Source organism: Vulcanibacillus modesticaldus, assembly GCF_001730235.1.
GTDB classification, from domain to species: domain Bacteria; phylum Bacillota; class Bacilli; order Tepidibacillales; family Tepidibacillaceae; genus Vulcanibacillus; species Vulcanibacillus modesticaldus.
The window spans coordinates 1-25,564 of sequence record NZ_MIJF01000017.1 but is presented as its reverse complement, the minus strand read 5'-3'; the positions used below and the strand labels follow the sequence as shown (position 1 = coordinate 25,564).

The window sequence follows — 25,564 nt, the reverse complement described above, 5'->3', positions numbered from 1 at the left end:
AACGAAGGTTATTGTAGCATCTAAATGAAGAAATTTCAATAGCTATTTATAACCTAAACCAATTACCTCATCCAATAATAATCTTTTCCGAAGGATAAGTTGTCCTCGCCCTAACTTTTTGGGTATTGAATAAAAATAGAAGGCTAAGAAGACCTATTCTTCCGATAAACATTAGTACCGTGATCAGCAATTTCCCAACATCAGTAAGAGAGCTTGTAATTCCCATCGATAATCCAGTCGTACCAAATGCGGAAGATACCTCAAACAGAACTTCCATCAATGTACTTTTATAACCTTCAAAGAAACTCAATAATATTGTACTAAAACCAATTAAAATTGTTGCAACTGAAAATACAACAAAGCTTTTTATTATATCCTCATCGTCAATCTTCCGTTTAAAAATCTTTATTTCTTTATTTCCTTTTGCAAAAGAAATTATCGATAAAAAAACAACCGCAAAAGTTGTTGTTCTTATTCCTCCACCAACACTTGAAGGACTTGCACCAATAACCATCAAAATTGAAATAAAAAATAGCGTCTCTTTTTTAAATAGTGACACATCCATCGTTGCGAAACCACCATTTCTGGCAGTGACAGAATTAAATAGAGAATAAAATAATTTTTGATGCCAAGACATCCCTTGGAAATAAGCATTATTTTCTAATAAGAAAATTGCCAAGGCGCCGAAAATAAGAAGAGAGAAAAAAGTGGTTGTAGTTAATTTAGTATATAAAGAAAATCTAAAATTTTTCTTATTCTGCTTCATTCTTAGATATTTTCCTATTTCAATTAAAACTGGAAAACCTATTGCTCCCAAAATCAAGAGTATCATCATTATACTCTGAACAAAATAGTCATTGGAAAATTGAAATAATGAATCACCAAAGATATCGAAACCAGCATTTGTAAAAGCTGATAATGCATGAAAAAAACCGTAATAATAAGCAGTATACCAATCCGAATAGTATTTAAGTAAATAAGTTCCTAATATTAACCCCCCAATAAATTCTATAAGAACCGACATTAACAGTACTTTTTTCATCAACTGTACTAGCCCTGAAAGATCTGTCCTGTTATGATCAATCATTATTAGTTGACGTTCTTTTAAACCAATTTTTTTACCCATAACAACCCAAATAAACGTTCCTAAAGTCATAATACCAATTCCACCAAATTGTAAATAAACAGCTAACAGAATGGTTCCAGCCACATTGAAGGTCTCAGCAGTATTTAGCACTGTTAAACCAGTAACACTGATCGCACTGGCAGCTGTAAATAACGAATCGATATATCCCATTTCAACACCTTCATTATGAAATATGGGAAGTTTAAACAAAATAGAACCCAATAATACTGCTCCAAAATATGCGAAAACAATTATATGTACACCTGATAAGCTAATTTTATCGGTCAACCTATTTACTCTCATTTTTACACCTCGACATCTTCATCTCCGAAGGCAGAAAATTGTTTCATCCCATATTCTAACACAATACTTACAACAAATAATACTGCTTGTCCCAATTTTTTAACGCCTATATTGATCGTCAAATTAATTACCATTCTTCCTCAACTTAGTAAAAAAATCCTTTAGCATTTTTGAACTTTCTTCTTCCAATACTCCGGAAGTAATATCTACTTGATGATTAAATCGTTCATCTTGCAATAAATTGAACAAAGTACCGGCACAACCTGCTTTAGGATCTTTTGCTCCATAAACCAGATGATCAACTCTAGCTTGTACTAATGCCCCAGCACACATCTGACATGGTTCTAATGTCACATATAATGTACAACCATGTAATCTCCATCCACCCAACTCACGACTTGCTCTATGAATGGCTATCATTTCAGCATGGGCTGTCGGGTCTTTGGTGGTTTCTCTTAAGTTATGCCCCCTCGCAATAATTATTCCATCTTTAACAATAACCGCTCCAATAGGGACCTCTCCTATCTCTTCAGCTTTTCTTGCCTCTATAAGTGCTTCTCTCATAAATATTTCATGATCAATCTTCATCTATATCACCGTCCATTATTTGTATAACCACTTACCACTTATATCAACCATCCATATAAATAATTTAAAATCATTAAAAGTGTTATTTAAGAATGATATCAATTTTGAACAGTTTGTGAATTATTACACAAAATCATTGAGTTTTTACTAATAAATTATTATCCTTTAGTTAAGGAAGTAAAATAATGTGATTTATCTAAGCCACCTTACCTTCACATATACTTACTCCATCCTACGGGAGAAGCATCCGAATCCTGCTCTCTCCTTTTTTTTTGTCTTTTTTTCCTCTTTAATAACAAAATCACCCTATCGGATGATTTATAAAGTAAATGATTTTTAATGACTTAAAATTAACTTTTAATCTTATTAAAAGAAATTGACACATAGATCCCCAATAATAAAAATATTAGACTTACGAAAATAACCTTAAATCTGGTAATTAATTCAACTGCAATCTGACTATTCAACTGAAAAATAGACGCGAATATTAGACCAATTATAAAATAAAGAGTTTCAGGCTTATGTTTTTCTAAAAAAATATTAATAACTTTGGCAGAAATAATTATTCCAGGTATTGCACCAATTGCAAAAAATAATAACGGTACTATCATTTTAGCATCTATAAAAAATAAAACATTTTCATACTCACCTAACCCTAATAAGAGTGCAGAACCTGAAAAACCTGGTAAAATCATCGAACCTGATGCGATAAATCCTGTAAACACTAACCATAAAGCATAAAATGGATCAATATTTGTTATCTTAAATAACCCGAGAAAATCAAACTTTACCGTTAAATATTGAGTTTGTTGATTACTTCCGCCACCAATTTTTGAAGAAATTAAGACTAATGAAAATGCAAAAATAATTAGCATGAATCTCTTAAATGTTATTTTCATATCATCATGAGATTTAACTACAAAGGGTATCGTTCCGATGATCAAACCGGTTATGAAAAAAAACATGTGCTGTTTAGCAATAACTGATGTTAATAAAGTAGTAAATATTTCTGCAAAAATTATTATTCCTGTTAGCATTCCTAACCCTAGTATCATCAAAAAAAAGAAATACTCTTTTCTTCTTAGTCGATTAGTAATGAAATTCCCAATCGATTCCATTAATTTGTCATATATCCCCATTACAAATGCCATAGTACCGCCGGATAACCCGGGTATGATGTTTGCAATTCCAATTATTATCCCTTTGATATATAAACCGATTATATTCATAGCCACTCCTATTTTGTCGTTTAAGAGATTTACCTACTATAATTTATAGTGTTTACAAATAGACAATAGTACATATAATTCTTTAAAGTTTTATTATTTCCTTCAAAAAAAAGCAAAAAATCATAAAAAAACAAGGGTGAATTTAACTTCAACCCTTGCTATTATCATCTTTGTAAATGGTGTGCCCGAGAGGATTCGAACCTCCGACCTGCAGTTTAGGAAACTGTTGCTCTATCCTGCTGAGCTACGGGCACAAATACACCTATATATTAAAAAAAGCCAAAATGGCTAGTTATAATGATGGCGGAGAGGGTGGGATTCGAACCCACGGTACGCTCACACGTACGCTGGTTTTCAAGACCAGTGCCTTAAACCGCTCGACCACCTCTCCATATTGAGCTGTCAACGACATATATATTAACATAAATTAAGTCGAGAAATCAAGATATTTTAACTAAAAAAATTAATTCCATAATAAGGAATAAAGAAGGGAGTCATTTGCAATGACTCCATCTTCCTTCTCTTGATTATGTTGTAATCTTATCAATCCCACCCATATATGGTCTTAATACTTCAGGAATAATAACACTTCCATCTTCTTGCTGATAATTTTCAAGGATAGCAGCTACTGTTCTTCCTATTGCAAGTCCAGAACCATTTAAGGTGTGAACAAATTCAGGCTTGGCTTTCTTATCTCTACGAAACCTGATATTAGCTCTTCTAGCTTGGAAATCTTCAAAATTACTTATAGAAGAAATTTCTCTGTATCTGTTGAAACTTGGTAACCATACTTCGAGGTCATATTTTTTAGCTGCCGTAAAACCTAAATCTGCTGTACACATATTTAAAACCTGGTATGGTAACCCTAATAATTTTAATACTTTTTCAGCGTTTTCAACTAACTTCTCTAACTCTTGATAAGAATCTTCTGGTTTAACGAATTTTACAAGTTCCACCTTGTTAAACTGATGTTGTCTTATTAGTCCTCTGGTATCACGCCCTGCTGCTCCAGCTTCTGAACGGAAGCAAGCACTATATGCTACATAATACTTTGGTAGTTCATTTGCATCTAAAATCTCATCGCGATGCATATTTGTTACAGGAACTTCAGCGGTTGGAATCAAAAAGTAATCCAAACCCTGTAGCTTAAACGCATCTTCTTCAAATTTTGGTAATTGACCTGTGCCGGTCATACTATTTCTATTTACAATATAAGGTGGTAAAACTTCTTCATAACCATGCTTATCAACGTGCAAGTCCAACATAAAATTGATTAAAGCTCTTTCAAGTCTTGCACCTAAACCTTTGTAAAATACAAATCTAGAACCGGAAACTTTTGATGCTGTCTCAAAATCAAGAATACCTAAATTCTCAGCAATTTCATAATGCGGCTTTGGTTCAAAACCAAACTGGGGTCTATCTCCATAGGTTCGTATTACTTCATTATCATCTTCAGTTTCACCAATAGGTACGCTATCATGAGGAATGTTAGGAATCCTTAGTAGGATATTATATATATCTTGATCAAGATTTCTTAACTGATCATCTAACTCCTTTATTTTATCTCCTACTTCCCTCATCTCAAGAATTAATTCTTCAGCATCTTCTCCGGCCTTTTTTAATTTCGCCACTTCTTTTGAAACTACATTTCTGCGATTCTTTAATTGTTCAACTTCTTGTAAAAGGGCTCTTCTTTTTTTATCTAGTTCGGTGAAAGTATCAATCTCATTAATCTTTTCATTACGATGTTTTAAAGCTTCTTTAACCTTTTCCAGATCATTTCTCAATAATTTAATATCTAACATACTAAAACCTCCATTCATCTTTTTGTGTACTAAAAAACACCATCCCCTAATACAAAGGGACGGTGCTTTGGCTCCGCGTTGCCACCCTAATTGTCTTTTTGAAAATTTAATCAAAAAGACCTCTCATTAGTATAACGGTTATACCCGAGTTTTCCTACTATAATTTCAGAAAACCACTCGGAGATGGATTCTTCAGACCTATTGATCGATTCGCACCTACCATCGACTCTCTTTACAATATAATCTGAATACTATTTCTCCTCATCGTTTTACTTCTTATTTTTTTATTTTTAATAATTTACTATATTTCGTGCAAATATGCAACTATTGGATAGATAATTAGTCTCTTTGACTTTTATATTCCCTTATCATCTCGATAAAATATTTGTGCATCCTAGGATCATCAGTTAATTCTGGATGAAATGCTGAAGCTAATAAATGTTCTTGCCTTGCAGCAACAATCTTGCCATTATAAATTGATAAAATTCCAACGTTCTCTTTAACATCCATAATGTAAGGTGCTCTAATAAAAACCGCACGAAAATTATCTGCTACACCCTCTATTTCTAAATCAACTTCAAAACTTTCCCTCTGCCTTCCAAAAGCATTCCTTTCAACTAAAATATCCATTAATCCCAGATGACTGTCTTTTGTACCATTAATTTCTTTAGCTAAGATTATTAATCCTGCACAAGTTCCAAAAATTGGTTTTCTTTGGTCAGAAAAATCTTTAAGAGCAGTATCAAAGCCATATTTTTTCATTAATTTTCCTATGGTTGTACTTTCCCCACCAGGCACTATTATGCCATCGATTTCTTCTAATTGTTCTACTTTTTTCACAGCTACAGCTTTTTCTCCAGCCATTTCTATTATTTTCATATGTTCTGCTACAGCACCCTGTAGTGCCAATACTCCAACCTTCATTACCTTACACCTACCAACCCCGTTCTGCCATTCTTTCGTTTTGCGTTAATGATGAAATTTCAATTCCTTTCATCGGATTACCTAATCCTTTTGATAATTCAGCCATTAATTCATAATCTTCATAATGTGTTGTAGCTTCTACAATAGCTTTAGCAAATTTCTCAGGATTGTCTGACTTGAAAATACCTGAACCAACAAATACCCCATCAGCACCAAGTTGCATCATTAAAGCAGCATCTGCCGGAGTAGATATTCCTCCAGCGGCAAAATTAACTACTGGAAGTTTTCCATTTTCATGTACATAAAGTAATAAGTCATATGGTGCCCCTAAATTTTTAGCCTCTGTCATTAATTCATCCTTAGACATATTCTGCACTTTGCGAATTTGACTCATCATAGTACGCATATGTCTAACAGCTTCTACAACGTTACCAGTCCCTGGTTCACCCTTTGTACGAATCATCGAGGAACCTTCGGCAATTCTACGTAAAGCCTCTCCTAAATCTCTAGCACCATTAACAAAAGGAACTGTAAAAGAATTTTTGTCAATATGGTACACCTCGTCAGCAGGTGTTAGTACTTCACTTTCATCAATGTAATCTACTCCTAATGCCTCTAATATTCGAGCTTCAACAAAATGTCCAATCCTAGCCTTAGCCATTACAGGAATAGACACTGCCTTCATAACTTCTTCAATAACTCTGGGATCAGCCATACGTGCTACCCCACCAGCTGCTCTAATATCGGCTGGGACTCTTTCTAAAGCCATAACCGCAACTGCTCCGGCAGCTTCAGCTATTTTCGCTTGTTCAGCGTTTACGACATCCATAATAACTCCGCCCTTTTGCATTTCAGCCATCCCACGCTTTACACGTGTAGTTCCTATATCAACCATCTTCTTACCTCCAGTTCTAAAAATGCTTGTTATTTTTATATTTATCTTATTTCAGAGAATAAGCTAATATTTAGCCCAATATTCCATCGATGATGTTGGTAAATATTTCGTTAAACATGGTGTAAATCTTCCGGAAAAACAACCTGATAAACCCTGCTTTTTCAACATCTTCATTGGCTATTAACAATACTTTACCATTAGATTTTATATAATCATTTAAATAACTGTATTGTTCTTCACCGTTATATTCATAAGATACATAACCCAAAACATCTTCACTTTTTATTGGTGCTTTAATCGTATCATTTGGTTCAATAATCGGTTTATACAGATTTTCTTCACCTTTTTTCACTAGAACGGTTAAGTTATTTTTAGGAACCACTGCAACTTCAGTCGTTTTTCCTTCTTCAATAGCAACCTTCTCATATCCTGGAATCGGATCTTTTGCCTTTACCAAATTTAACAGGTCATAGTTTGCAAAACCATAATCTAATAACTTCTTTGTTTCCATAAAACGGGCTTTTTTGCTATCAGTTCCTGTAACTACACTTATTAATCTTACTCCATTTCTTTCTGCAGTAGCTGTAAAGCCATATCCTGCTTCCGATGTGTATCCTGTTTTTATTCCATCGACACCCTGATATTCATAAATTAAACCAGGTAACATCCAGTTGAAATTTGGTAATTCCATCTCGCCTCTTTCGCCTTTGCGAAAGTATAATTTTGACTGACTATTTAATTCTAAAGTATTCGGATAATCATTAATTAGATGCCATGCTAATATTGCTAAATCCCTTGCAGACATCACATGCTCCCCTATTGCATTATATGGAGCATATTCACCTAATTCTTCAATCGGATAGCCAGTGGAAGTTAAGAAATGAGTTTGATTCATCCCCAACTCCTTAGCTTTTCTATTCATTATTTCTACAAAGTTACTTTCACTACCAGCTAGATGTTCAGCTAAGGCCACAGTGGCATCATTAGCAGAGTATATTGCCATTGCATCAACTAATTCTTTAATAGTACGTTTTTCACCTAAACCTAGAAATACCCTTGAACCACCGTATTTTCCCATCCAATTGGCATATTCACTTGCGGTTACTATATCATCCCATTTTACCTTCCCTGATGCAATATATTCCAATACTATGTATTCAGTCATCATTTTTGTCATACTTGCAGGAGGTAATGGTTGATCAATATTCTTACCATAAAGAATTTTACCCGTTATTGCATCAACCAATATCGCAGACCTTACATTAAGATTAAGATTTGGCTGAGCTGATACGAGAGGTGAACTAATTCCTAACATAGGTACAATAAATGTTACAATTAATATCAATGATGTTATTTTCCATATTTTATTCAAAACGACACCCCCTCTAATAATCCACAAGAAATATTTTATCATAGTGACTACACTAAAAAAAGTCACGTAGGTGACTTTTCGTGACTTTTCAAAAGTTGGTTTTGGACTAGGAAGAGTAATTTGGAGCCTCTTTAGTTATTTGGACATCATGGGGATGGCTCTCCTTTAATCCAGCACCTGTAATTTTTATAAATTGTCCTTTTTCTTTTAGCTCTTGTATAGTTTCTGTTCCACAATAACCCATTCCAGCACGTAAACCACCTACTAACTGAAAGATTGTATCAGCTAAAGGACCTTTATAAGCAACCCTGCCTTCAATACCTTCTGGTACCAATTTTAATGAATTTTCTTGAAAATATCTATCTTTGCTCCCAGCGTTCATCGCACCAATTGAACCCATTCCACGATAAACCTTATACCTTCTACCTTGGTATGTCTCGAATTCGCCTGGACTTTCATCTGTACCAGCTAATAAACTGCCTAACATTACAGCATCTGCTCCAGCAGCGATTGCTTTTGTAATGTCACCAGAATATTTAATACCGCCGTCAGCAATAATAGATACCCCGTATTCTTTAGCAACAGTAGCACATTCATATATCGCTGTAATCTGTGGAACTCCTATTCCAGCAACTACCCTAGTAGTACAGATTGAACCTGGGCCGATGCCAACCTTAACTACCGAAGCCCCTGCTTCGATTAAATCCTTTGTTCCTTCAGCTGTGGCAACATTGCCGGCTATAATGATTAAATCAGAATATAACTCTCTTAATTTTCTGACTGTATCAAGCACACCTTTAGAATGTCCATGGGCGGTATCAACTACTAAAACATCAACTCCAGCATTTACTAAAGCCTTAGCCCGATCAAATGTATCATAAGATACTCCAACAGCAGCACCAACTACAAGACGTCCATATTCATCTTTAGCAGAATTTGGGAACCTAATTGCCTTCTCAATATCTTTAATTGTTATAAGTCCTTTTAATTTATTATCATCGTCAACCAATGGCAACTTTTCAATTTTGTGTTTTTGTAAAATCTCTTTCGCTTCTTCTAAGGTGGTACCTACCTTAGCGGTTATTAAATTTTCCTTTGTCATCGCATCACTTATTGGAATAGAATAATTTTTAACAAAACGAAGGTCACGGTTAGTGATTATTCCAACCAACGCCCCCTCATCATTTACGATTGGCACACCAGAAATACGGTATTTAGCCATCAATTCTTCCGCATCTAAAATTGAATGTTCTGGTGTTAAAGAAAATGGATCAGTGATAACACCGCTTTCAGAACGCTTAACTCGATCAACTTCTTCTGCCTGTTTCTCAATCGACATATTTTTGTGAATAATTCCTATTCCACCTTGTCTCGCCATTGCAATAGCCATACTTGCTTCGGTAACTGTATCCATTCCTGCTGAAATTATTGGAATATTTAACTGAAGTTTATCTAATTTGGTTTTAACAGAAACATCCTTTGGTAATACATCAGATTTTGCAGGAATTAATAAAACATCATCAAAAGTTAAACCTTCACGCCTAAACTTATTCTCCCACACAATTATTCCCTACCCTTTCCTTTGTCCTAGAAATATATTATTGAAAGTTTAACAAAGGGGATTTTTGCTGTCAAGATTCTTCATAATATTTGAATAACTATTTGAAAATAATTATAATACGGTATTTTTGATTGAACTCTTTCAGTTGAAAAAATCATGGATAGTAAACTTTTAAAACTGGAGTCGTACCTATGAAAAAGATTCATCGTATTCATTGTGAAAATCCTTATGAAAAAATGTGGGATACTTATGTTTTCTTTGAAAGTGAACCATCTACCAAAAAATATCTACAGAACATATATGAAAAAATTGGGTATGATGATGGTTACAAATTGGCATATCAAAATACTCCAAAATTTATTTATTTTATTAAACAAGCGAAAGAGTATTTTTACTCAGCTAGTAAAAGTAACATTTTAGTCAAACCACTACTAATTTACTATGGGATGATGAATTTTATCAAAGCAGTTATCTTAACTAAAAAACCTGATTATCCAAGTCGTACCAGTGTTTTAAGGCATGGTATTACAACTAGAAAATTAAAAAAAAATAATTTCCAATTACATGATGATGAAGTTAAAATTCAAAAAGATGGATTATTACCCTTGTTCTATACCTTAATAACTGATCATTCTGTTGAAATTATTGAAGGGAATAAATACAAATTAAAGGAGTTGTTATCTTTAATTCCGGAGCTTAATGAAAGTTATTCTAGGTTATTTCAAGAAGAAACAATTTTCCCGATTTATTTAAAACAAATAACTCCAACCGCTATAGAATTAAATATTCCTAGAAAAATATTATCTTTTTATGATGATGACATTAATAAATTTTGTAAGGAATTAAATGATTCGTCAAATAAAGAAAAAAATCAGTTTTCTCTCGATTATGATCAACGATTAGAGTTTTTTACTTGTATCTGGAATGGGAACCTCGAAAACCCTCTAAATATAGCTAATTTTTTTGATAATCAAATGATAATCCAAGATATTAAAGGACAATATTTTATTCGCCCAATTAATGATCGGCGGCTTTTATTACCAGAGTTAATGATTGACTATATGATAATGTATAACTTAGGAATGCTCTGCCGTTACGATACCGAATTATGGGGAGAGATTATCTTTTCCTTTGTATCTGAGGATATGTATATTGTTAATGAGTTCTTGAATCTTTCCTTACGTAAATTTCCTAATTTAATTTTAAATGTACTATTTGATGAAAAATTTATTTTTGAAATTAATTAAAGGAGCAACCTAAAACACCATTAAATGATGTTTTATCATGCTCCTTTATTACTATTTATTATTAGTATTTAACCACGCTCTCTCACTGTAGGTATTACGAGGATTCCAAATTAAATATTCATTAATACCTAAATCTTTACCGGCTTTTATCTGCTCTAATACTTCTTCAGCACCATAATCAATATGTCCCTTAACCCAAGTAGCTGTAAAATCTTGATACCAAGGACGAATTATAGCCGGGGTATTGCCTTGGTTAGCAACTTTATTATTTTTCTCAATCGCATCCTCCAAACCAAACTTTATCGTTTCGTACGGATATGCATCAGGAATGGGTAACCCATAGGACCATTTACCATAATGGGATGGATACATCATTGGACTGATATAATCAACTGTAGCAGTAATTAACTCCCATTTTTGTCCAATACCCATGTCATCAATTACTGTAGTCGTTAAACCGAAAACGTCTGCAGAAATAAAAACATTGTAATCTTTCAGTTGTTCCTTTGCATATTTTAAGAATTCTGCAATAATTTCAGCTTTCGTTTTGTTTTCCGGATTATTAAATTGGACTTCCCGATCTAATCTTCTTCCTTCTGCAGGGAACCTAACATAGTCAAACTGTATCTCTTTAAAGCCTTTCTTCGCAGCTTCTATAGCTATTGCTATGTTATAATCCCAGACCTCTTTACGGTAGGGGTCAACCCAAGATACACCTTTACTATCCCTCCATACTCCTCCAGAAATTTTTTGCATCGCGATTTCTGGTTTTGCTCCAGCTAAAAACGGATCTTTAAATGTTACAATTCTTGCTATCGTATAGATATTATTCTCCCTTGCCTTTTGCAACAAAGCATCTATGTCTGAAATGAAAGTCTTTCGATCAGAAGTTATTTCTTTTACTTGGGGAACATTTGATTTATAAGTAAGGTAACCCCCATCTTCTTTAACATCTATAACTAAACTATTCAATTCAGTTTTATTGAGTAAATCGATTAATTGATCAATTCTTATACTTTCAGCGGTATGGCCACTAACGTACAATCCTTTAACTTCACGGGGGATTTTTTTTCTATTTAGGTTGAATAAAGAATAATCAGTTGGATATTGGTACCAATCATAATAAGTTGGAATAAACTTTGTTTTCTCTACTGTATTTACTTCTTCTGAATTATCATTATTCATATTTTCATTAGCATATATCAAAGAGTTTGAAGGTAAAGCGAAATTTATTATATAAAATAGTGCCAAAATTAATAATCCATATTTTGAGAAGATATTTTTCAATTTGTATTTCCTCCTAAATTTCAATATGTATTTATAGTATAGCATTGTTTCATTTTTTTTGATTAATGAATATTAGAGGAAATTTTTATAAAACCTTCTTGATATAAAGCTCATTTTCATTAATTAAATTTAATATTGATTGACCTACTTTTATTAAAGGTCTAGTAGGATGTTTTTGGTCAATAAACACAATTGTACCTTCTTGTCCATTATTTAGAACTACCTTAGTTCCATTCGCAAACTCAGTCATTTTATTGGTAAACATCCTAACAATAACAGGATCCAACTTCCCAAAACTGTCCACAATTATTTGTTCGATGGCCTGATAAGGGGAATATTCAGCCCTATGACTTCTTTTAGATATCATTGCATGAAAGATATCTGCAACTGCAACTATCTTGGCGTATTGATGAATTTGATCATTTTTTAAACCTAATGGGTAACCACTACCATCTCCCCTTTCATGGTGTTGTAATACTGCCAATACAGATCCTTCCTTTAATCCCTTAGTATCTTTCAAAATCTGATAACCATAAAGGGTATGTTTTTTTATTTCTGCATATTCATTATATGTTAATGGACCTTTATTATGAATTATATCGACCGGGATTCTACTCATCCCAATATCATGTAATACTCCTGCTAATGCAATTTGCATCCTTTCTCCTTGCTCTAATCCTCTCCATTTGGCAATAGCACTTGAAATAATTCCTACGGATAAAGCATGATGACTATCATATTTTATGTAATCTTCTGATATGTAATTTAGCGAAGATAAATACTTAAATTGAGCATATTTTTCATCTAATAAAGGTTGTAAAACCTTTCTTAAATCCAAAATTGGAATTTGAGCATTTCCTTGGGCTAGTTTGAAGATTTTCTCTACTACCTTTAATGCTTGATTAAAAAGTTCCTTGAAATCCCCTTTTTTCTCCGATTGTGACTTTAGTCGCTCTTTTTCAATCTCTACTTTTTGTTCTTTGGTATTTATAGTTTCTTCAATTTCAATCTCTTTAACCCCGAATGCCTCTAAAACTTCTTTATCAATACTTTGTAAAACGGTACCCTTTTTAAAAATGATACCCCCTAACTTACTTTTTACATCTTGATTTAACTTCATTCCAGAACTAATACTGTTGATTGATATAATAATATTAATCAACTCCTTTGTCTGATTTGTGAAAATTATAAAAAATTAATTAACAAATTATGCTATCTTTTTTCTTAATATTATATAAAAAAAAGGAGCAAATGCTCCATAAAATTATTAATTGAATACAATTTTTATATTTTCTACTCTTTATCATCATCGTCTGGATCAATACGTGCAACTGTTGTCACTGTATCATCATCATTTATTGATATCAATCGAACACCTTGAGTGTATCGACCCATTGAAGTTATGTTTTTGGTATTTAATCTTATTACCATGGCACTTGCTGTGACAATCATAATATCATCATTTTCGGAAACTATCCTCAATCCCACAACATATCCAGTTTTCTTGGTCACATTTAAGGTTTTAATTCCTTTTCCACCTCTGGTTTGTACCCGATATTCATTCGCAGGAGTTCTTTTACCATATCCTTTAGATGTTACGACTAGAACTGATTTATCATCTTCTATTGTGTCCATTCCGATTACTAAATCATCTTCCGTTAAGTCAATTCCTTTAACCCCAGTAGCACTTCTTCCCATAGTTCTTACATCTTTTTCTGAGAAGCGGATTGATTGGCCTAATTTAGTTCCTAGAATTATATCTTGGTTACCATCAGTTAATCTAACACCAATTAATTCATCATTTTGTTTAAGGTTTATGGCAATAATGCCACCTTTACGTATATTTTCATATTCTGATAAACGGGACTTTTTCACAATTCCTAATGCTGTCACAAAGGTTAAATAATGGTTAGAAGTATACTCTTTTACTGGAAAGACCGCATTGATTCTTTCACCTTTTTCAATTTGGATAAGGTTAATAATCGGAGTACCCTTTGCAGTCCTACTTAATTCTGGAATTTCGTAAGCTTTTAATCTGTATACTTTACCTGTATTAGTAAAAAACATTATATAGTTATGGGAGCTGGTGATAAACAGATGTTGTACAAAATCATCTTCTTTAGTTCCCATTCCTGTTACTCCTTTTCCACCGCGTTTTTGGCTCTTATAGGTGGAAATAGGCAATCTTTTTACGTAACCTTGATAGGTTAACATGACAACAACTTCTTCTTCAGGAATTAAATCCTCATCATCGATATTGTCTTGATCCACGGTTATTTTGGTTCTTCTTATGTCATTATACTTACCTTTGATCTCTAACAACTCATCTTTAATAATTGACAAAATCTTTTGTTCGTCGGCTAAAATCCCTTTTAATTCTGCAATTTTAGTTCTAAGTTCTTGATATTCATTTTCAATTTTTTCTCTTTCCAAGCCAGTTAGTCTTTGTAAGCGCATATCCAAGATAGCTTGTGCTTGGATGTCTGTTAACTTGAATTGACTTATTAAACCATTCTTTGCTTCTTCAGTCGTTCTAGAAGAACGAATTAAACTTATCACAGCATCCAGATGATCAAGGGCGATTCTTAATCCCTCTAAGATATGTGCCCTATCCTCTGCCTTCCTTAAATCAAATTCAGTCCTTCTTCTAATAACTTCCTTTTGATGTTTTAAATAGTTTACCAAGATTTCCTTGAGATTTAAAACCTTTGGTTGTCCGTCAACTAAAGCTAACATATTTATTCCAAAAGAAGTTTGCAATGATGTTAATTTATATAAATTATTTAAGATAACATTTGCATTTACATCTCTTCTTAATTCAATTACGATTCGCATTCCATTGCGATCTGATTCATCCCTTAAGTCCGTTATTCCTTCTATCTTCTTATCTCGAACTAGTTCAGCAATTTTTTCAATCAATCTTGCTTTGTTAACTTGATAAGGAATTTCACTTATAATAATCCTACTTTTGCCATTATTCATCTCTTCGATATGAGATTTTGCTCGGATTATTATTGATCCTTTACCAGTTGTATAGGCTTTTCTGATACCTTCTTTTCCTAAAATTAATCCACCTGTTGGAAAATCCGGTCCTTTTACTATCCCCATCAGATCCTCAATTTTCACTTCTGGGTCATCTATTACCTTTATAACCCCATCAATAATTTCCCCTAGTTGATGAGGAGGAATGTTGGTTGCCATTCCCACAGCTATTCCTGAAGCTCCATTTACCAAGATGTTAGGAAACCTTGCAGGCAATACCAAAGGTTCTTTTTCTGATCCATCATAGTTATCTCCAAAATCGATTGTTTCTTTTTTGATATCCCTTAATAACTCACCTGAAATTTTAGACATTCGGGCTTCAGTATAACGCATAGCTGCAGCAGAATCACCATCAACTGACCCAAAGTTACCATGCCCATCAACTAACATGTAGCGATAAGAAAAATCTTGAGCCATTCTAACCATTGTTTCATAAACTGCCGCATCACCATGAGGATGGTATTTACCAATGACTTCACCAATAATTCTAGCTGACTTTTTATATGGTTTATCAGCAGTCATACCCAGTTCATTCATTGCGTAAAGAATTCTTCTATGAACAGGTTTTAAACCATCCCTAACATCTGGGAGTGCTCTACTCACAATAACGCTCATCGCATAATCTATAAAGGAATTTTTCATTTCTTGACTTATATTTACTTCTTTTATTCGTATATTTGAATCTGTCATACTATTGCCTCCATCCCCTGTTATTATACATCCAGATTACGCACATATTGCGCATATTCCTGGATGAATTCTTTCCGGGGTTCCACTTTATCTCCCATTAATGTTTCAAAGATCACGTCAGCATCTGACGCATCTTGTAAGCTAACTTGTAATAATGTTCTACTTTCTGGATCCATGGTTGTCTCCCATAATTGGGTAGGGTTCATCTCTCCCAAACCTTTATAACGTTGAATTGTCGGTTCAGGTCGATTACCCATTTCAGCTTTGATCTTCTCTAATTCCTTATCATTGTAAGCATACCGTATCTTTTTTCCCTGTTGAATTTTATATAAAGGTGGTTGAGCTATATATACATAGCCCTTTTCAAGCAATTCTCTCATGTATCTGAAGAAAAATGTTAACAATAGTGTTCGGATGTGAGCACCATCCACATCGGCATCTGTCATTATGATGATCTTATGATATCTAGCTTTAGAAATATCAAAATCTTCACCAATTCCTGTGCCTAATGCTGTAATAATCGCTCTAATTTCTGCATTAGCAAATATCTTGTCCAATCTTGCTTTTTCAACGTTAATTATTTTTCCTCTTAAAGGTAATATCGCTTGAAAATTTCTATCTCTACCCTGTTTTGCAGAACCACCTGCTGAATCTCCCTCTACAATATACAATTCACTAATTGAGGCATCTCTTGATGAACAATCTGCTAACTTACCAGGTAGAGAACTAACTTCTAATGCATTCTTTCTTCGGGTTAATTCTCTAGCTTTTCTTGCTGCAACACGTGCCCTCGCTGCCATTACTGCTTTTTCAATTATCTTTTTTGCTTCAGAAGGATTCTCATCTAAAAAGGTTGAAAATTGTTCAGCAAATATTGATTCAGTAATTCCTCTCACTTCGCTATTTCCCAATTTGGTCTTTGTCTGCCCTTCAAATTGGGGATCAGGAATCTTAACACTGATAATCGCGGTTAATCCTTCTCTAGTATCGTCACCGGTCAAATTGGAATCTTGGTCTTTTAATAGATTATTTTTTCTTGCATAATCATTTAATATTCTAGTTAAAGCACTCTTAAACCCTGCTTCATGTGTCCCACCTTCGTGAGTGTGAATATTATTAGCGAATGAAAGAATATTACTAGAGTAACTATCATTGTACTGTAATGATATTTCTACCTGAATATTATCTTTTTCTCCTTCAAAATAAAGTGGTTGGGGATGTAGGGTTTCTCTATTTTTATTCAAATATTCAACAAATGATTTGATTCCACCCTCATACAAGAATGAATCTTTTTTTGCTTCTTCTCTCTCATCTACTAGTTCAATCTTAATTCCCTTATTTAAGAAGGCTAACTCCCTTAATCGGGCCTTTAATGTTTCATAACTAAATTCAGTTGTCTCTTGAAAAATCTCTGGGTCTGGTTTAAAAGTAACTGTTGTTCCAGTTTCTTCTGTCGAACCTACAACTTCTAAATCATAATCAGGTACTCCCCGTGTATATCGTTGTTTGTAAACATTACCTTCCCTTTTTACTACTACCTCTAACCACTCAGATAATGCGTTAACAACAGATACACCAACACCATGAAGTCCTCCAGAAACCTTATAACCTTCACCACCGAATTTTCCTCCAGCGTGCAATACCGTAAGAGCAACCTCGACGGCCGGACGACCCATCTTAGGGTGAATGCCTACTGGAATTCCTCGACCATTATCTTCAACTTTAATGCTATTGTCTGGTAAAATCGTAACAATTATATGATTACAAAAACCTGCTAACGCTTCATCAATACTATTATCTACTACTTCCCATACTAAATGGTGTAGACCCCTTTCACTTGTCGAACCAATATACATCCCCGGTCTTTTCCTTACCGCTTCAAGTCCTTCAAGAACTTGAATTTGACTCTCATCATAAACATTTTGTTTGGTCACCATTTGTACACCATCCATTTCTATTTATCCATTTCTTATCCAAAATAAATATAAATTAATAATTCGCTCTTCTTTTTAATGTTGATATTGAAATAGGTGAATAATAAACCTTGTCATTAGTTATCACGAAAGATTTTATATCATCAGTTGTTATTTTTTCCACTTGCTTATCATTTTCTACTTTCTCAATAAATAAAATATTATTTTTGACATTTACCTCATTTGCATCAATTATCGCCACAATATCTTTCGTACTAACAACTACTTCACCACCTATTGGAATAAACATAAACATTCACCTCAATTCCCAATTTTCACTTTTCCAGCTTCAACATGATAAAGTGCCGACCTTTTTAAGGTGTTAATATCTATGCTATCTATACTCGTTGTTGTAATGATCGTTTGAACCTTATCCTCGATCGTTTGAATCAACTGAGTCTGACGTATTGCATCTAATTCTGACAAAACATCATCAAGTAATAAGATTGGATATTCGCCTACTTCTTCATTTATCAACTCAATCTCAGCTAATTTGAGTGAAAGTGCTGTCGTCCGTTGTTGACCTTGCGAGCCAAACGATTGAACATCAACTTGATTGATGAAAAATTCTAGGTCATCTCTATGTGGTCCTATAAGAGTTGTTCCTCGATATATTTCTTGTTGCCTAAGTTTAAGCAAATTATTTTTATATTGTTCCATTATATCAGATTCTCGTAATGAACCATCTTCTAAGGATAGTGAAGATTTGTACAGAATAGATAAAACTTCCCTATTATCTGTAATGTTTGAATGGATATTTTTAGCCCATTTTTCTAATTGTCTCAAAAAATTAATTCGCTTTAAAATAACTTTAGTCCCATGTTCTATAAGTTGAATGTCCCAAATCTCTAGTAACTCTACACTGTTTTCCCCACTATTTGTAATCTCTTTTAAATAATTGTTTCGGTGGCGGATAACCTTTTGATATTGGGAAAGATGGTATAGATATGACGGGCTGACCTGTCCAATTTCAATATCAAGAAATTTTCTACGATACTGGGGACTACCTTTTACCAACGATAGGTCTTCGGGTCCAAACATGACAACATTAAGCATACCAATATATTCGCTTAATTTTCTTTTTTCTAGCTGATTAACCTTTACTTTTTTCCCTTTGGGAGTCAGTTGAACCTCTAAATTTAGATTTCCTCTCCTCGTTTTAAAGGAACCTTTAACGACAGAAAAAGAATTGCCCCATCGGATCAATTCTTTTTCTTTTGAAGTTCTATGGGATTTGGCCAAAGCTAACAAATATAAGGCCTCTAAAATATTCGTTTTTCCCTGCGCGTTATTTCCCTGAAAGATATTGATTTGTCGATCAAAAGATAAATCTAAATCATTGTAGTTACGATAATTTTTAAGTTGGAGATTTTCAATAAACATTACTTAATTTCTCCTAAATTGATTTTTTAATCTTCAACAGCATATCTTGAACATTAATAATATCTTCTGGATATAATTTTCTTCCTCTTCTATCTTCCACCTGGTCATTAACGTAAACCTTGTTTTCTGCTAAAAAATATTTTGCTTGTCCGCCGGACTGAATAAAATCCATATGTTTGAGGAGTTGTCCTAAAGTAATGTATTCAGTATCAATGAAGACTTCTTTCATCTTTCCTATCTCCTTTAGCATGGGACTAATATGTCCTTATTGGAAGAATAAGGTGTAGCATTCTATCATGATCTACTGGTTTGATCACAAATGGACTCAATGCTCCTGTAAATTCAATATCTATTTCTTGACTATCAATCGTTTTTAAGGCATCAATTGTATATTTAGCGTTAAAAGATATTTTGATTGGTTCTCCCGTTAATTCCTTAGCCAGTATTTGCTCATTGGCTTTGCCAGTTTCCAAGGAGTTAGATGATATTTCTAATAATTGATTATCTAAAGTCGTTAATTTAACGATATTGTTTTTGGCATCTTTAGCTATTAACGCTACCCTTTCAATAGCATCTAGAATTTCTTTTGTTTGCACTCTAATCTTAGTTTTCCCTTTTTCAGGAATTATACGCGAAATATCAGGATAGGTTCCATCCAAAAGTCTGGAAAAGAATACTAGATTGTCAATTTTAACAAATAACTGATGATCCGTTACGATTACTTCCACTGGTACTTGATGATCATCAAGTATTTTGCTTAACTCATTTAATGATTTACCCGGAATAACAACATTGTTAAAGGACAATCCCATAGGATTTTCAACCGTACTTTCTCTTATTGCTAAACGATGAGAATCAGTAGCTACAAACTTTAAGTTTTGTCCATTAAGATTCCAAAGTACTCCAGTTAAAATCGGTCTACTTTCTTTTGTTGAAACAGCAAATATTGTTTGGATAATCATTGTTTTCAATAATTTACCCTGGATAGTGAAAATATCTTTTTGATCAATTTGAGGTAATTCTGGGTACTCCTCTGCTTCAAATCCTATCAATCTAAATTCAGATGAACCGGATTTAATTAATACAGTTAAATGATCGACTATTTTAAATTCTATCTCATCATTTGGTAATTTTTTAATGATTTCAAATGTGTATTTTGGTAAGACAATTTTGCCAGGTTCAAAAATTTGTACTATTTCATCTTCATTTAAAACAGAGGGTATGAAGATTTGAATAGATATGTCAGAATCACTTCCGGTCAACGTTAAACCATCATTGCTAATTTCAAATTTTATACCTGTTAAAATTGAGATAGCGTTTTTTGCAGAAACAGCTTTATTTACATGAGATAGAGCATCTACTAAATGGCTCTTCTTTATTGTGAAATGCATAATTTTCCTCCATAAAATTAGAATAATTTAATTTCATTGAGCATATAATTAATATTTTATTTTTTTTTAGTCATAGTAATAGAAGATGTTAACATGTGAATAACTTGAAAATAGCTAATAACTATCGATTATTAACATGTTAATAATTTGTTTATAACTTACACTTCATTTTTTAAAATATCCACAACTATTTCTTAGAGAAAAATTATTAATAAATAACGATTAATTTTTGATTTTTTCAATTAAAGTTTTTATCGTTTTCTCTAAAACGGAATCATTTTTTAATTGGTTTGTAATTTTATCATAAGCATGGATTACTGTTGAATGATCTCTACCACCAAATTCTTCCCCAATCTTTGGCAAAGAATAATCGGTAAGTTCTCTGACTAAATACATTGCTACTTGTCTTGGAAATGCAACAGATTTAGTTCGTTTTTTACCTGTCAAATCTTCTGGCTTTAAATTAAAATGCTCGGCAACTATTTTTTGTATACTATTTATTGTAACTACTTTCGGTTTAGATGAGGGGATGATATCTTTTAAAGCTTCGGCTGCTAATTCCGCACTCATGTCCTTATTTATTAAGGATGAGTAAGCAACTACCCTTATTAAAGCTCCCTCAAGTTCTCTAATATTGGTATCGATTTGATTAGCGATGTAATTTAATACCTCATTAGGAATATCTAAATTTTCCGCTTTAGCTTTTTTCTTTAAGATAGCTATCCTAGTTTCTAAATCTGGTGGCTGAATATCTGTAATTAATCCCCATTCAAATCTCGAACGAAGACGGTCTTCTAAAGTTGGTATTTCTTTTGGTGGACGATCACTAGAGATAATAATTTGTTTATTTGCTTCATGTAAGGCATTAAATGTATGGAAAAATTCTTCTTGGGTTTGTTCTTTTCCAGCCAAGAATTGAATATCATCGATTAAAAGGATATCTATATTTCTGTACTTATTACGGAATTCTACTGTCTTATTATCTCGAATAGAATTGATAAATTCATTAGTGAATTTTTCTGAAGAAATATATAAAACTTTAGCATTTTCATTATGTTGAATCACATAATGTCCAATTGCATGCATTAGATGGGTTTTTCCAAGTCCTACTCCACCATATATAAAAAGAGGGTTATATGCTTTTGCTGGGGCTTCTGCAACAGCCAATGATGCAGCATGCGCGAATCTATTTCCAGAACCGATTACAAATGTGTCGAAAGTGTATTTAGGATTCAAGATTGCTTTGGTTCCTGAATGATGATCATTATTATTAGAAGAGTTATCCGGTTTAGAAGGTTTTTTTTCTGAATATCCTTCAATAGCTGAATTATTTACCGGAATAGTAAATTTTACATTTAATCGCTCCCCAACAACTTCATGTAACGTATCTTGAATCAAAGCAGAATAGCGGGAATCAAGCCAGTCTCTAGCAAATTCATTAGGGGCGATTATAGTAATAGTATTATCGACTAATGAATATACTTTTGTTGATTTTAACCATGTTTCAAAACTTGGTTTACTTAGCTTGGTTTCAATAATGGATAAAACTTTATTCCATAAAGTATCTAACTGTTCCACGGTAGGCCCCCTAAAAACTTTTCAATAAATTTATTGTTGATAATTGTCGGTTATTATCTAATTTTGTGAATAAAAAATCCACAACAAGGATAAACTGTCCACAATTTTATCCACGTGTTGTGGATATTTTTTATAATAAAGTAGAATATCCACATATTCGAATCAAAAACATGATATCAAATAAAGTCAGTATAATCAATGGTTTTCTTAGGTTTATTAACAATAACTACAAGTTGTGTGTAATGGTTATTCACAACACTATATTTTGTGGATAAATTGTAGATTCAATGTCGAAAAAGGGTATCTTAATTTTTTATTATCCACAGTCCAAGTTAAATTGTTGGAATATATGATGAACGATTGTGGATAAAATGGTTTGTAGGCTAAGTTAATTATGTAGATAAAATTACTTGTCGCTTCTTGACATAGATAATTAATTATTGATAAAATTAATCAGTATCGAAAAATGGCGTAATTAGTCTTTATTAGATAATCTTGATCCTCAAGAGGGGGTGGAATATATGAAACCAACATTTCAACCAAATGTTCGTAAGAGAAGCAAGGTACATGGATTCCGTAAAAGAATGAGTACTAAAAATGGCCGGAAGGTTTTAAGCGCCCGCCGTAGAAAAGGTAGAAAAATTTTATCTGCATAGTAGGCCACATTTGTGGTCTTTTTTTTTAACTAGGTTAAGTATCTTATGATTTATGTAAAAAATTTTAAGTTTTTTTAATATTTTAGATTAATGATATGTTAAAATAGGTTTATTACAGGAGGTATTCAGATATACTTCCACATAGGGGTAATTTTTCTAATGATTTTAACTGTGTGGAGGTTATGTAGTTGCAAAAAGAAAATCGACTAAAAAAAAGGGAAGATTTTAAAAAAGTATATACTTATGGTAAGTCCGTTGCCAATAGAGAACTTGTTTTATACATTCTAGATAATTCGAAAACAGAGAGATATCGTGTTGGCATCTCAGTAAGTAAAAAAATTGGTAATGCTGTTGTTAGGAATCGGGTTAAACGTTTAATTAAGGAAGCTTTTCGTTCATTGGCTAATCAATTGGAGATGGAGAATCAAAAAGATTTGATAATAATTGCTCGAAACCCTACTGCGGATATGAAATTTAGTCAGTTTCAAAAGAGTATTAAAGATCTCTTGCGAAAATCTAAATTGATATAAATATAAAAAATATAATTTTTATTATTTATCTAATAGAAAAAGTATTGTTACTTAGTTAAGGGGTGTTGAGTCATAGCTGCTATTAAAAGATTTTTTATACTTTTAATACGTTTTTATCAAAAATTCATTTCGCCTTTGAAACCGCCTACTTGCCGTTTTTATCCGACTTGTTCCCATTATTCATTGGAAGCGATTGAAGTTCATGGACCGGTTAAGGGCGGGTGGTTATCGGTCAAAAGAATTGCCAAATGTCATCCTTTACACCCTGGTGGATTTGATCCAGTACCACCTAAGAAAGAAAAACTTTAGAGGAGGAGTTAATTTGAAAAAAAAGTTAATAGTTTTTACTTTACTACTCGCAGTAGTATTACTTAGCACAGGTTGTTCTGCTCGTCCTGAAACACCTATCGACCCTAGTAGTGGCATTTGGGATAAATACTTTGTATATCCATTATCTTATATGTTAGATTTTTTCGCTAAACTATTATTCAATAATTACGGATTATCTATTATCGTTGTTACAATAATTGTACGTTTTTTAGTTTTACCATTAATGATAACTCAGATTAAAAGTACAAAAGCAATGCAAGAGCTACAACCTGAAATTAATAAGATAAAAGAAAAATATAAAGACAACCCTCAAAAAATTAATGAAGAAACAATGAAGTTATTCCAAAAACATAATGTTAATCCTTTAGCTGGTTGCTTACCAATTTTAATACAAATGCCAATTTTGATAGCGTTTTATCATGCGATTATGAGAAATTCACATATAGCATCATCAACCTTTTTAGGAATTCAGTTAGGAGAAACAGATCCATTTTATATTTTACCAATAATAGCTGCGATAACTACATATCTTCAAATAAAGGTATCTAGTGGTGCTAATACTAGCGTTAATAATCAAGCAGCTCAACAACAAAAGATTATGAGTATCTTTATGCCTGCGATGATTTTATTTATTGGTATCAGTTTACCTTCAGCTTTAGCTTTATATTGGGTAATTGGAAACATCTTCTCTATAGTTCAGAGCAAAATAGTTTACAGTAAATAATAGAAACCTATAAAGGAGAGCATTATGATGGAAAAAGTAATAGCTACTGGTAAGACGGTTGAAGAAGCTGTAAACTCAGCCTTAGAAAAACTGGGTACAACTAAAGAAAATGTGGAAGTTATCGTCATTCAACAACCTGGAAAAAGATTATTTGGATTGATGGGAAAGAAAGATGCAGTAGTTCAGGTAGAAATAATTCAAAGAGAGGTTAATCCTATTAATGAGGCTAAGAAATTTTTATCTGATGTATTTCAATCCATTAATCTCTCAGTTCAGATTGAACAATTAAACCAAAAAGAACATATCTTATTTAATTTAGTTGGAAGAGATTTGGGCGTATTGATTGGTAGAAGGGGACAGACTTTAGACTCTTTACAATATTTGGTAAATGTTGTAGCAAATAAGTATACTAAGGATAGTAAGGTACGCATTATTTTAGATGCTGAAAACTATCGTTCAAGAAGGAAGCAGACTTTAGAAAGATTGGCAAATAGACTTGCAGAGAAAGTAGTCAGAACGGGGAGAGATGTAGTCTTAGAGCCAATGACTCCACTTGAGCGAAAGATCATTCATACTAAATTACAGAATCATCCAAGGGTACAAACATACAGTCAAGGGGAAGAACCATATCGAAAAATAGTTATTACTAAGAAGTAATATAAAAAAGTCACGTCAGTGACTTTTCAGCTTGTAGACAAAGTCTTTATTTAGACAAATCTACAAGCTTTTTTTGTATAATAGATATTGTAATAAATATCTTGTGAGGGGAGAAATATGTTAACAAAGCGTAAGGAAGATGTGAGAACTCAAGTTGAATTAGTATCAATAGAGGATCTGGTACCAGAGGATCATTTGGTTAGGAAAATAGATCAAGCAATTGACTTTAGCTTTATATACGATTTGGTTAAAGATACCTATTCTTTAGATAAC

At 32.9% G+C, this 25,564-nt stretch carries 25 protein-coding genes, 2 tRNA genes and 1 other annotated feature; of the genes, 7 read left to right on the top strand and 20 right to left on the bottom strand.

Going from position 1 to position 25,564, the window contains the following annotated elements:
• Nucleotides 1–67: 67 nt before the first annotated feature.
• The 11 genes from BHF71_RS04615 to guaB all read right to left on the bottom strand — a co-directional run bounded on the left by BHF71_RS04615 (nt 68) and on the right by guaB (nt 9,803).
• Nucleotides 68–1,429: a TrkH family potassium uptake protein gene (locus tag BHF71_RS04615; protein WP_069656496.1), complete on the bottom strand. Its 1,362-nt coding sequence runs from the start codon at nt 1,427–1,429 to the stop codon at nt 68–70.
• Between the two features lie 2 nt (nt 1,430–1,431).
• The gene (locus tag BHF71_RS12465; RefSeq protein ID WP_281179258.1) at nt 1,432–1,563 is read right to left on the bottom strand and encodes a hypothetical protein; all 132 of its coding nucleotides are present in this window, start codon (nt 1,561–1,563) and stop codon (nt 1,432–1,434) included.
• The gene (gene tadA / locus BHF71_RS04610; protein ID WP_069656495.1) at nt 1,553–2,017 is read right to left on the bottom strand and encodes a tRNA adenosine(34) deaminase TadA; all 465 of its coding nucleotides are present in this window, start codon (nt 2,015–2,017) and stop codon (nt 1,553–1,555) included. The genes BHF71_RS12465 and tadA overlap by 11 nt, the downstream gene beginning before the upstream one ends.
• Nucleotides 2,018–2,367: 350 nt before the next feature.
• Nucleotides 2,368–3,246 carry an undecaprenyl phosphate translocase family protein gene (locus tag BHF71_RS04605; protein WP_069656494.1) on the bottom strand — a complete coding sequence of 293 codons (879 nt, stop codon included), beginning with the start codon at nt 3,244–3,246 and terminating at the stop codon, nt 2,368–2,370.
• A gap of 177 nt (nt 3,247–3,423) precedes the next feature.
• A tRNA-Arg gene (locus BHF71_RS04600) sits at nt 3,424–3,500 on the bottom strand.
• Nucleotides 3,501–3,547: 47 nt separating this feature from the next.
• A tRNA-Ser gene (locus BHF71_RS04595) sits at nt 3,548–3,637 on the bottom strand.
• A gap of 136 nt (nt 3,638–3,773) precedes the next feature.
• Nucleotides 3,774–5,051, bottom strand: coding sequence for a serine--tRNA ligase (gene serS / locus BHF71_RS04590; RefSeq protein WP_069656493.1), 1,278 nt, complete (start codon nt 5,049–5,051; stop codon nt 3,774–3,776).
• 52 nt (nt 5,052–5,103) lie between these two features.
• Nucleotides 5,104–5,325 (bottom strand) — a binding site (T-box leader).
• Between the two features lie 65 nt (nt 5,326–5,390).
• Nucleotides 5,391–5,975, bottom strand: coding sequence for a pyridoxal 5'-phosphate synthase glutaminase subunit PdxT (pdxT, locus tag BHF71_RS04585; RefSeq protein WP_069656492.1), 585 nt, complete (start codon nt 5,973–5,975; stop codon nt 5,391–5,393).
• Between the two features lie 10 nt (nt 5,976–5,985).
• Complete coding sequence (pdxS, locus tag BHF71_RS04580) at nt 5,986–6,870, bottom strand: pyridoxal 5'-phosphate synthase lyase subunit PdxS (protein WP_069656491.1); 885 nt, start codon at nt 6,868–6,870, stop codon at nt 5,986–5,988.
• Between the two features lie 70 nt (nt 6,871–6,940).
• Nucleotides 6,941–8,242, bottom strand: a complete 1,302-nt coding sequence (locus BHF71_RS04575) for a D-alanyl-D-alanine carboxypeptidase family protein (RefSeq protein ID WP_176717306.1) — start codon at nt 8,240–8,242, stop codon at nt 6,941–6,943.
• A gap of 106 nt (nt 8,243–8,348) precedes the next feature.
• The gene (gene guaB / locus BHF71_RS04570; RefSeq protein WP_069656490.1) at nt 8,349–9,803 is read right to left on the bottom strand and encodes an IMP dehydrogenase; all 1,455 of its coding nucleotides are present in this window, start codon (nt 9,801–9,803) and stop codon (nt 8,349–8,351) included.
• A 191-nt stretch (nt 9,804–9,994) separates the two neighbouring features.
• On the opposite strand from guaB, the gene BHF71_RS04565 reads away from it, so the two are divergent.
• Entirely contained in the window at nt 9,995–11,050 is a 1,056-nt protein-coding gene (locus BHF71_RS04565; protein ID WP_069656489.1) for a YaaC family protein, read from the top strand.
• A gap of 51 nt (nt 11,051–11,101) precedes the next feature.
• Here the strand turns inward: BHF71_RS04565 and BHF71_RS04560 are convergent, their stop codons facing one another.
• From BHF71_RS04560 to dnaA, 9 genes are all read right to left on the bottom strand, one after another.
• A complete protein-coding gene (locus BHF71_RS04560; RefSeq protein WP_245683819.1) occupies nt 11,102–12,337 on the bottom strand; it encodes a putative glycoside hydrolase in 1,236 nt (411 codons plus the stop codon).
• Between the two features lie 85 nt (nt 12,338–12,422).
• Complete coding sequence (locus tag BHF71_RS04555; RefSeq protein WP_084024236.1) at nt 12,423–13,499, bottom strand: HD-GYP domain-containing protein; 1,077 nt, start codon at nt 13,497–13,499, stop codon at nt 12,423–12,425.
• Between the two features lie 131 nt (nt 13,500–13,630).
• Nucleotides 13,631–16,069: a DNA gyrase subunit A gene (gene gyrA, locus BHF71_RS04550; protein ID WP_069656488.1), complete on the bottom strand. Its 2,439-nt coding sequence runs from the start codon at nt 16,067–16,069 to the stop codon at nt 13,631–13,633.
• A gap of 23 nt (nt 16,070–16,092) precedes the next feature.
• Nucleotides 16,093–18,006, bottom strand: coding sequence for a DNA topoisomerase (ATP-hydrolyzing) subunit B (gyrB, locus tag BHF71_RS04545; protein ID WP_069656506.1), 1,914 nt, complete (start codon nt 18,004–18,006; stop codon nt 16,093–16,095).
• Between the two features lie 52 nt (nt 18,007–18,058).
• Entirely contained in the window at nt 18,059–18,292 is a 234-nt protein-coding gene (gene remB / locus BHF71_RS04540; protein WP_069656487.1) for an extracellular matrix regulator RemB, read from the bottom strand.
• Nucleotides 18,293–18,303: 11 nt separating this feature from the next.
• Nucleotides 18,304–19,425: a DNA replication/repair protein RecF gene (gene recF / locus BHF71_RS04535; protein ID WP_069656486.1), complete on the bottom strand. Its 1,122-nt coding sequence runs from the start codon at nt 19,423–19,425 to the stop codon at nt 18,304–18,306.
• A gap of 13 nt (nt 19,426–19,438) precedes the next feature.
• Entirely contained in the window at nt 19,439–19,654 is a 216-nt protein-coding gene (gene yaaA / locus BHF71_RS04530) for a S4 domain-containing protein YaaA (protein ID WP_069656485.1), read from the bottom strand.
• A gap of 25 nt (nt 19,655–19,679) precedes the next feature.
• Nucleotides 19,680–20,816, bottom strand: coding sequence for a DNA polymerase III subunit beta (gene dnaN / locus BHF71_RS04525; protein ID WP_069656484.1), 1,137 nt, complete (start codon nt 20,814–20,816; stop codon nt 19,680–19,682).
• Between the two features lie 222 nt (nt 20,817–21,038).
• Nucleotides 21,039–22,394: a chromosomal replication initiator protein DnaA gene (gene dnaA / locus BHF71_RS04520; RefSeq protein ID WP_069656483.1), complete on the bottom strand. Its 1,356-nt coding sequence runs from the start codon at nt 22,392–22,394 to the stop codon at nt 21,039–21,041.
• A gap of 521 nt (nt 22,395–22,915) precedes the next feature.
• Here dnaA and rpmH point away from each other — a divergent pair.
• From rpmH to BHF71_RS11480, 6 genes are all read left to right on the top strand, one after another.
• Nucleotides 22,916–23,050, top strand: a complete 135-nt coding sequence (gene rpmH / locus BHF71_RS04515) for a 50S ribosomal protein L34 (RefSeq protein WP_069656482.1) — start codon at nt 22,916–22,918, stop codon at nt 23,048–23,050.
• A gap of 188 nt (nt 23,051–23,238) precedes the next feature.
• The gene (gene rnpA / locus BHF71_RS04510) at nt 23,239–23,580 is read left to right on the top strand and encodes a ribonuclease P protein component (RefSeq protein WP_069656481.1); all 342 of its coding nucleotides are present in this window, start codon (nt 23,239–23,241) and stop codon (nt 23,578–23,580) included.
• 81 nt (nt 23,581–23,661) lie between these two features.
• Nucleotides 23,662–23,889: a membrane protein insertion efficiency factor YidD gene (gene yidD, locus BHF71_RS11485; RefSeq protein ID WP_084024232.1), complete on the top strand. Its 228-nt coding sequence runs from the start codon at nt 23,662–23,664 to the stop codon at nt 23,887–23,889.
• A 13-nt stretch (nt 23,890–23,902) separates the two neighbouring features.
• A complete protein-coding gene (gene yidC, locus BHF71_RS04505; protein ID WP_069656480.1) occupies nt 23,903–24,634 on the top strand; it encodes a membrane protein insertase YidC in 732 nt (243 codons plus the stop codon).
• Between the two features lie 24 nt (nt 24,635–24,658).
• Complete coding sequence (jag, locus tag BHF71_RS04500; protein WP_342668072.1) at nt 24,659–25,291, top strand: RNA-binding cell elongation regulator Jag/EloR; 633 nt, start codon at nt 24,659–24,661, stop codon at nt 25,289–25,291.
• 117 nt (nt 25,292–25,408) lie between these two features.
• A partial coding sequence (locus BHF71_RS11480) for a transposase (protein WP_084024145.1) occupies nt 25,409–25,564 on the top strand: 156 nt, incomplete at its 3' end.